The 8,121-nt window shown below is 30.2% G+C and carries 7 protein-coding genes; all 7 read right to left on the reverse strand.

The features are described from left to right. Positions 1 to 561: 561 nt before the first annotated feature. The 7 genes from ACTHW2_RS08115 to ACTHW2_RS08145 all read right to left on the reverse strand — a co-directional run bounded on the left by ACTHW2_RS08115 (position 562) and on the right by ACTHW2_RS08145 (position 8,001). Complete coding sequence (locus ACTHW2_RS08115) at positions 562 to 1,770, reverse strand: CDP-glycerol glycerophosphotransferase family protein (protein WP_442199557.1); 1,209 nt, start codon at positions 1,768 to 1,770, stop codon at positions 562 to 564. 145 nt (positions 1,771 to 1,915) lie between these two features. Then, positions 1,916 to 3,019: a glycosyltransferase gene (locus ACTHW2_RS08120; RefSeq protein WP_442199556.1), complete on the reverse strand. Its 1,104-nt coding sequence runs from the start codon at positions 3,017 to 3,019 to the stop codon at positions 1,916 to 1,918. A gap of 29 nt (positions 3,020 to 3,048) precedes the next feature. Then, positions 3,049 to 4,023 carry an SDR family oxidoreductase gene (locus ACTHW2_RS08125; protein ID WP_442199555.1) on the reverse strand — a complete coding sequence of 325 codons (975 nt, stop codon included), beginning with the start codon at positions 4,021 to 4,023 and terminating at the stop codon, positions 3,049 to 3,051. 16 nt (positions 4,024 to 4,039) lie between these two features. Next, positions 4,040 to 5,419, reverse strand: a complete 1,380-nt coding sequence (locus ACTHW2_RS08130) for a nucleotide sugar dehydrogenase (protein WP_442199554.1) — start codon at positions 5,417 to 5,419, stop codon at positions 4,040 to 4,042. Positions 5,420 to 5,431: 12 nt separating this feature from the next. Further along, entirely contained in the window at positions 5,432 to 6,529 is a 1,098-nt protein-coding gene (locus ACTHW2_RS08135; protein ID WP_442199553.1) for a glycosyltransferase family 4 protein, read from the reverse strand. 6 nt (positions 6,530 to 6,535) lie between these two features. After that, a complete protein-coding gene (locus ACTHW2_RS08140; RefSeq protein ID WP_442199552.1) occupies positions 6,536 to 7,393 on the reverse strand; it encodes an NAD-dependent epimerase/dehydratase family protein in 858 nt (285 codons plus the stop codon). After that, complete coding sequence (locus ACTHW2_RS08145; RefSeq protein WP_442199551.1) at positions 7,390 to 8,001, reverse strand: sugar transferase; 612 nt, start codon at positions 7,999 to 8,001, stop codon at positions 7,390 to 7,392. Before ACTHW2_RS08145 ends, ACTHW2_RS08140 begins: the two co-directional genes overlap by 4 nt. Between the last annotated feature and the right edge of the window lie 120 nt (positions 8,002 to 8,121).

The following is an 8,121-nucleotide window of genomic DNA, read 5'->3' on the forward strand; positions in this document are numbered from 1 at the left end:
TTTATTATATCATGTCCGAGTTTTTATTGTATAATTAAGTGTAACCTATCCAAGTGGATCCAACAAAAAAAATAGCGGTTCTTCAAAGATATCTAGACGCTGTATTGGTCATATAATGAACCAGAAAAAGTTAGTTCCATCTTATACTGTAGCACAATTCAATGGTATAAAACTCCTGCAATGGGTCTAGATGTGCTAACCTTGTCAATAGGAATTTCGACAATAGAGAACCACCAGACATTATCGTAAGTGATTTAACCTATGTAAGAGTTACTGACAGTTGAATTACATCTGTATTTAGTTGATTTGCACATTATTTAGTAATTGACGAATTTAGAAATATTTAATTTGAAAAGTCGTCTAATAAAGTCTTGATGGTCCAATTCTATTTTCATATAATGCTTAATTTTAAAATAAAAAGTATTATATATCTTTTCCTTATTATTCTACTGATTATTTTTTCTGTATTTCCTTAAGCCTTTATATTTCCATAATTCCTATGTTATAAAAAATCATTTAACGACTCTGTATATATTTCTCATTACGCCCTCTATTACAACTTTATTTTATTAGGCCTAAAAACTTCAAGACTCTGCTTGATGAGTTGTTATCTGTATATTTATTAAACAATTTACATATACATTCTCGTTCATTTTTATATAAATCTTTCTTCATAGAAACATCTTCTATAAAGTTAAGCATATCATCTATATCTTTTATTTTAAACCCCGGCATATAGTCCAATGGTTTTTCTACCATAAAGCCTAGTTTATGATTATACTGCAACAGGTCGTCAATTGTAAATCCTATTGGTTTATCTAAAATCAAATAATCCATATATACCGAAGAATAGTCAGTAATTAACGCATCACTTTCACCCAGTAAACTATATAGTTCTATATTTTTATCAAGCAACTCTTTATTCGTTACAATCTTTATATTAGAACTATTTATATCCTTAATATACTTCATGTTCTGTGCTGGGTGAGGTTTTATAATTAATAAAACCTGTTTCTCTCTAAGCAATAAGTCCAACTTGGAAAGTCCTACAGCATCACTAATTATAGGTATATCACTTTTTGAATTTGTACTACTATCATTTCTATCTGAATTCTTCTGTCTTCGAAATGTAGGCATCCATATAATCACTTTTTTATATGAATTTTCATTTGTACATAACTTAGATATTGAATCGTTTTTTGTAAGCAAAAAGTCATTTCTTGGAAATCCTAACACCTTTAATTTTGATTCTCCACCGCCATAAGTCTTTACCATTAACCCTCCTGAAAATTGTGATGGTGTTAAAATATATGTTACTTTTAATGTATCTCCCATCTTACCTTTCGTATTTTTTAATGGTGTTCCATGTGTGAGATTAAAAAATACTTGTTTGCTTTTTGGTTTAGTGCGTTGAAAATTGTTGTGTGTATAAAAATAATACTTACATTGTGAGAAAAGACGTATATTTCTTAGTTCACTACACATCTTTTCCTTTATCGTATTTCGTTTTTTACTGATGAACTTCACATTTTTCAGATTAGCATCATTGAAGTACTCAATATCATCAACTAACCAATAAATTTCAAACTTTTCGTTAATATTGTGTTCTATTATTTTATTAAAAAGTGCTTTGGAACTGTCACAAAAATCTGAATGACTTTCAAATATAATAATATCTTTAATTGGTAATATCTTTAGAGGGATTCCTATACAAACTTCAAATAACTTTATCTTTCGTGCATGAGGGGCTCTTTTTATTTTCGTGCTCATAATTATAACTATCCTTTCTTAATTAATCTTTTGAAAAACACTATAACTATTATATTATTCAATGCTTTAGTTTCCTTTTTTAAAGCCAAATATATTATAAAAAAGTGTTTATTATAGCCCCCCTTCACACACTACTAACCTCCTTTTAACATAGAGTCTTATATATGTGCAATGTCTTCTCTGACATGATATCTATATTGTATTTGCTTGCCCTATTAAAGGATAATTTAACACACTCATTGTAACAGCTATCTTCGAGCATTAACTTAATTATACTAACTAATTCCTCTACATTGCTTTTTTCGAACAACATTCCTGCTCCGCAAACAACTTCTCTAAGTCCTTCTACATCGCTAGCTATTACAGGTTTTCCCGCTGCCATTCCTTCTATTGCCGCCAAACCGAATCCTTCCCAATTTGACGATTGAATTATTATATCGCATGTTCTAAGTATTCTTTCAATGTCATTTCTAAACCCTAAAAAGTGCACCCTATTCTCAACTGCCATATCTTCAGCTAACTGCTCATTATTACACTTTAGCGGACCTTCTCCTACTAGTAATAAATGTATGTTTTCCGGAATATATTGCATCGCCTTTATTATTGTAGGTTGATCCTTAGCTTCAGAAAATCTAGCTACCATACACAATAATTGTGTATCCTCCGAAAAGCTATCATTTATAGCTGATTTTACGTATGTCTTGGCATCTTTAAATTTTTTAATATTAATCCCATTATGACTTACAGTGAATTTCCCCATATAATTGGGGCTTGGCTTTAACCACTTAATAAGATTTTCCTGCGTCGCATCACTAATAGATATAATCTTTTCAAAACTTGAATAGATAAATTTCTCTACAGGCCTTAAGAACCTTTTATTTCTTCGTCTATTATGCGTACTGTGTTCTGTATAAAAAAACTTAGGCTTATTCTTCCACATTAGTTTAGATGCGATTGATACCCAGTAAATAGTTGGAAATAAGTGAGCATGAACAACATCATATTTCCCAACTAAGATGTACTTCCTAATATGGTATATGTTTAGAGGATTCGCAATTTTTTTTCCGGGTATCACATCAATAGATATGCCACTCTTTCTTAATCCCTCATCAAAAACATTCCCTTGATCACTCAGTAACAGCAGCTCTACCTTAATACCTTTTGCCCCATTCATAATCGGAAGAGATTCTTCTATTAGTTTTTCTGCCCCACCTGCACCCAAGTTATTTATAACATGTAAAACCTTCAAAATAATCTCCTCCTACAAAATCCTATTGACTATAAATTAGACTTGTACCACTCTATCGACTCTTCAATCCCTCTTTCAAAACTCCAGTTCGGATTGTATTTCAACATTCCTTTCGCCCTACCTATATCTGCAATACTATGCTTTATATCTCCAGCCCTATCAGGCCCAAATATAGGCACAATATTTTTTTCTAATGCTTTGCACAATCCATCATAAATATCAATTAAATACTCTCTACCACCATAAGCAATATTGTATGCCTGTCCTGCTGCCTCATGAGGTGCTTTACAAGCCTTAAGATTAGCTTCAATTACATTGTCAATATAAGTAAAGTCTCTACTCTGCTTACCATCACCATTAATGGTTGGTCTTTCATCATCTAATAGCTGTTTGATAAACTTAGGAATAACCGCCGCATATGCACCATATGGATCTTGTCTTCTACCAAACACATTAAAATATCTCATTCCATAAGTATCCAATCCATATAGTTTAGTATACAGTTTTCCATATTCCTCATCAACCTTTTTGGTAAGTGCATAAGGTGATAGTACATTACCTTCTCTACCTTCTTGCTTTGGAAGGTTTGGCTCATCACCGTATACAGAAGAACTAGAAGCATAAACAAACTTCTTCACATTATTTTGTCTAGCTGCTTCCATCATATTTAATGTGCCTTTTATATTTATATCTTCATATAATAATGGCATCTCGATACTTCTGGGAACACTTCCCCATGCCGCTTGATGAAGTACATAATCTACACCTTCACAAGCCTTCATGCAAGTATCCAAATCTCGTATATCTCCTTTGATAAATCTATAATTAGTATTATTCATGAATAAATCTATATTATTTTGTTTTCCAGTAGAAAGATTATCTAGACATCTAACTTTATAACTTTTATTTAATAATACTTCACATAAATTAGATCCTATAAATCCAGCACCACCCGTTACAAGAAACACTGCATCTTTATCAAATTCTATATTTTTATAACCCATATATAAATCTCCTCTTTTATAATCTCCAGTACAGATAATTATTTTTTTCTGCTTCTTTCCTATCAAAAATACCTTTTATATCAGCTAATACGTATTTATAATCATCAATGTTATTTCCATCATAAGTTGCAGCTACTTCATCATTAAAATCTGAATATACGTTCCATTTTTTGTTGTATATGTTTTTAATATCTTCTAATTTTATAGAATCAAATTCTTTGTGAGGTACTGCAAAAACTACTGCATCTACATTCTCTATATCATCTATTTCATTTAATTTTATTCCATATACTCTTAATAAGTCTTCTTTATCAGCTACTGGATCTGTCACCACTACATTTATTCCGTATTCTTTTAACTCATTAATTACGTCAATTACCTTTGTATTTCTAACATCGGGACAGTTTTCTTTAAAAGTAGCTCCGAATATTGCTACTGTTGCACCTTTAATTTGCTTGTTTGCTTTTATCATAAGCTTAACTACATTTTCTGCTACATATTTCCCCATATCATCATTTATTCTTCTACCTGATAGAATGATTTGAGAATGATATCCCAATTGCTCTGCTTTATAAGTTAAATAATATGGATCTATGCCTATACAATGTCCTCCAACAAGTCCAGGGGAGAAGTTCAAGAAATTCCATTTAGTCCCTGCAGCTTTAAGAACGGATTTTGTATCAATTTCTATTTTATTGAATATTATTGAGAGTTCATTCATAAATGCAATATTAATATCTCTTTGTGAGTTTTCAATCACTTTAGCAGCTTCTGCCACTTTAATAGATTCTGCTTTGTGTACTCCTGCATCTACAACTAATTCATAAATCTTAGCAATATCTTCTAATGATCCTTCATCCATCCCTGATACTACTTTCACAATAGTTTCAAGTCTATGCACTTTATCACCTGGATTTATTCTTTCTGGTGAATATCCTACTTTAAAATCTATTCCACATTGTAGTCCAGATTCTTCTTCTAATATAGGAATACAAATTTCTTCAGTAACTCCAGGATATACAGTAGATTCAAATACAACTATTGAATCTTTAGTTAAGTTTCTTCCAACGGTTCTACTTGCTGATTTAATAGGTGTAAGATCTGGAGTATGATCTGTATTAACAGGTGTAGGAACCGCAACTATATGAAATTTTGCTTCCTTAAGCTTTGATTCATCTGAAGTAAATTCTACGGTTGTTTCTTTTATAACTTTGTCACCAACTTCTTTTGTTGGATCAATTCCATTTTTATAAAGATTTACTTTTTCTTCACTTATATCAAATCCTATAACATTCACTTTCTTTGCAAACGCTACTGCTATTGGCATTCCTACATATCCTAGTCCTACAAGTGAAATTTTTTCTTTCTTATTTTTGATATTCTCGTATAAATTCATATTTGACTCCCTTTATATAATATTTTCTATTGAATTCATATATTTATCTACTACAAATTCTCTATCAAACTGTTTTTCCATCTTATTTCTACTAGCAATACCCATTTGTTTCTTTTTATCGCAACTTAAATTTATAAATTTTTCTATTTTTAGTGCTAAATCATTTGTATCTCTAATTTCTATTCCAAATCCACTTATGTTTTCATCAAATGTTTCCTTACATCCAGGTATGTTTGATGCAATTAACGGACGTCCGGTGGATGCAGCTTCTAACAATACATTGGCCATACCTTCATGATACGACGGTAATACAACCACATGACTTTCTTTTATATATTGATGCACATTCTCTACAACACCACGAAATTTAACTACATCTAGTTCACTTAATTCCTTTACTGTTTCTTTATATTCCTCTTCCACAAATCCTATAGCTTCAAATTCAATATTTTTATATTTGTTTTTCAGAATTTTGGCTGCTTGATTAAATTCTCCTATCCCTTTATCTTTCATTATTCTACCGATGAAAAGAACTTTAATTAAATATTCATTTGAGGGATAATCTTCAAATGAATAGTCTGATAAATTAACACCTGAACCCGGTACCAATATATGTTGATCTATTGCAATATTGTTATCTATAAAGAATCTTCTATTTAATTCGTTCTGAAAAAACAGATTATGTATGTCTTTAAAGGCTAATTTATATAAAAGAATGGATACAGACCTTATTAATCCCTTTTTTTGAGCAGATATTCCTAAACCAGTAATAGTTGCAATATAAGGTACTTTTAATATTCTACATGCTATACCCCCATATATATTAGGTTTAATAGTATAGGAAATAACCAAATTAGGATTTATTTTTTTCATGATTTTTATATATTCTTTTAATAATTTAAATTCATTAAAAATATTAGTTCCATGTCTTTCAATGTCAGTTTCAATATATTTACATCCCATTTCTACTAAATAGTCTATTCTTTCACCATAAGGAGATGAGATGTACACTTCATATCCTTCTTCTAAAAGTCTTTCAACCAATTCTTTTCTAAAATTATATATAACTACATCATGATTAACTAATATTAACACTTTTTTATTGTCCATAAATTACTACCTCTCAGTCAATTCTATCGACTCTTTTAAGTCACAAATTCTATATTCTTTATCATACTTACTCATAGATTTATCATAAACCAAATTACCAAACACCTTATTAACTACATTCATCCTTTCAATCATAACTTTTATAAGAGGATTAAATGCTTTTGTTAACCTTACTTTCTTCCCATGCACTTCACCAATAATCCTAACCATTTCACTAGTCTTTACATATTCCTCATTCTGAGGAAAAAACAATCCACTTTCTTCATTCTCTATCATCAGCTTCAAAAATTCACAAAGATTATCTATATGAAGCATACTGCGTTTATTATCTATATCAGGGAATATAGGTGTGATTTTAGCTAATTTTGCTAACTTTGGATAGTTTCCCTTTGAGCCTTTACCATAAATCATTGGTGGTCTAATGATAGCTATTTTAAAGTTATCATCTTCTAGAGGTTTAATACCTTCTTCAGCTTGTAATTTGCTATTCCCATAAAAATTGCTTGGTTCAGGAATAGTATCTCTAGTTATAACTCTCATAATGCTTGTACTATCTCCATATACTATAATGCTACTCATGAATATAAATTGATTGACTCCATCTTCTTTTGCCTTCTTTGCAATATCTATTGTAAGGTCTCTATTTACCTTGTAATATTTTTCTTCCATATTTGGATCAGTTGATACATGCGCAATCCCAGCTACGTGAAACACTACATCATATTTAAAAAAATCTTTTTGCATCCAAGATTCATCTCTTACACTGATCTTATCTATATTATATCTATCAGGTGTTTTTAGCAACCATTCTTCAAGTTTATTTCCTATGTAACTACTCTTTCCTGTGATAAGTATATTTTTCATTCTTTACTTTCACCTCTTACCTGTCCTGCTCCACCTTCAACTACACCATCTCTTTTTACTACAGATACTATTGTCCCAAAGAAACATTTAGCATCTAATTTGAAACTCATATTCTCAGCATATTCTCCATCTATCTTAGCTTTAACTTCTATAGCAAGTTCATCTCTACCACTTATTTGAGCAAGTCCTGTAAGTCCTACTGGGACATCATTTGCACCATATTTGTTTCTTTCTTCTATTAAATCATATTGATTCCATAGAGCAGGGCGTGGTCCTATTATACTCATTTCGCCTTTAAATATATTTATTATTTGAGGTAATTCATCTAAACTTGTTTTTCTAAGAAACTTACCCATCTTTGTTATGTACTGTTCTGGATTCTCTAATAAATGAGTTGGTGTATCTTTCGGAGTATCTATTTTCATAGTTCTAAATTTCAATATATTAAAATGAGTTTTATGTATTCCTACACGTTTTTGTTTAAATAATATAGGTCCTTTAGAATCTAATTTAATTAAAACAATTAGTATTAGAAATACAGGAGATAATATTATAATACCTAATAATGAAAGTAATATATCTATAATTCTTTTTATTTTTAAATACACATAAATTACCTCCTAGAATATTTTCGCTCTCATAAAAGCCAAAAAAATAATGTTAATCTACTTCAATTAACATTATTTTGGGCTATTTTATAGAAATAACTCTTTTCCCGTCGAATTTCT

The organism is Tissierella sp. (genome assembly GCF_052089545.1).
In the GTDB taxonomy this organism is placed as follows: domain Bacteria; phylum Bacillota; class Clostridia; order Tissierellales; family Tissierellaceae; genus Tissierella_A.

Coding starts and splice junctions, on each gene's coding strand:
- ACTHW2_RS08140 (WP_442199552.1), bottom strand. CDS start 7,393: ATGAAAAATATACTTATCACAGGAAAGAGTAGTTACATAGGAAATAAA.
- ACTHW2_RS08115 (WP_442199557.1), bottom strand. CDS start 1,770: ATGAGCACGAAAATAAAAAGAGCCCCTCATGCACGAAAGATAAAGTTA.
- ACTHW2_RS08135 (WP_442199553.1), bottom strand. CDS start 6,529: ATGGACAATAAAAAAGTGTTAATATTAGTTAATCATGATGTAGTTATA.
- ACTHW2_RS08125 (WP_442199555.1), bottom strand. CDS start 4,023: ATGGGTTATAAAAATATAGAATTTGATAAAGATGCAGTGTTTCTTGTA.
- ACTHW2_RS08130 (WP_442199554.1), bottom strand. CDS start 5,419: ATGAATTTATACGAGAATATCAAAAATAAGAAAGAAAAAATTTCACTT.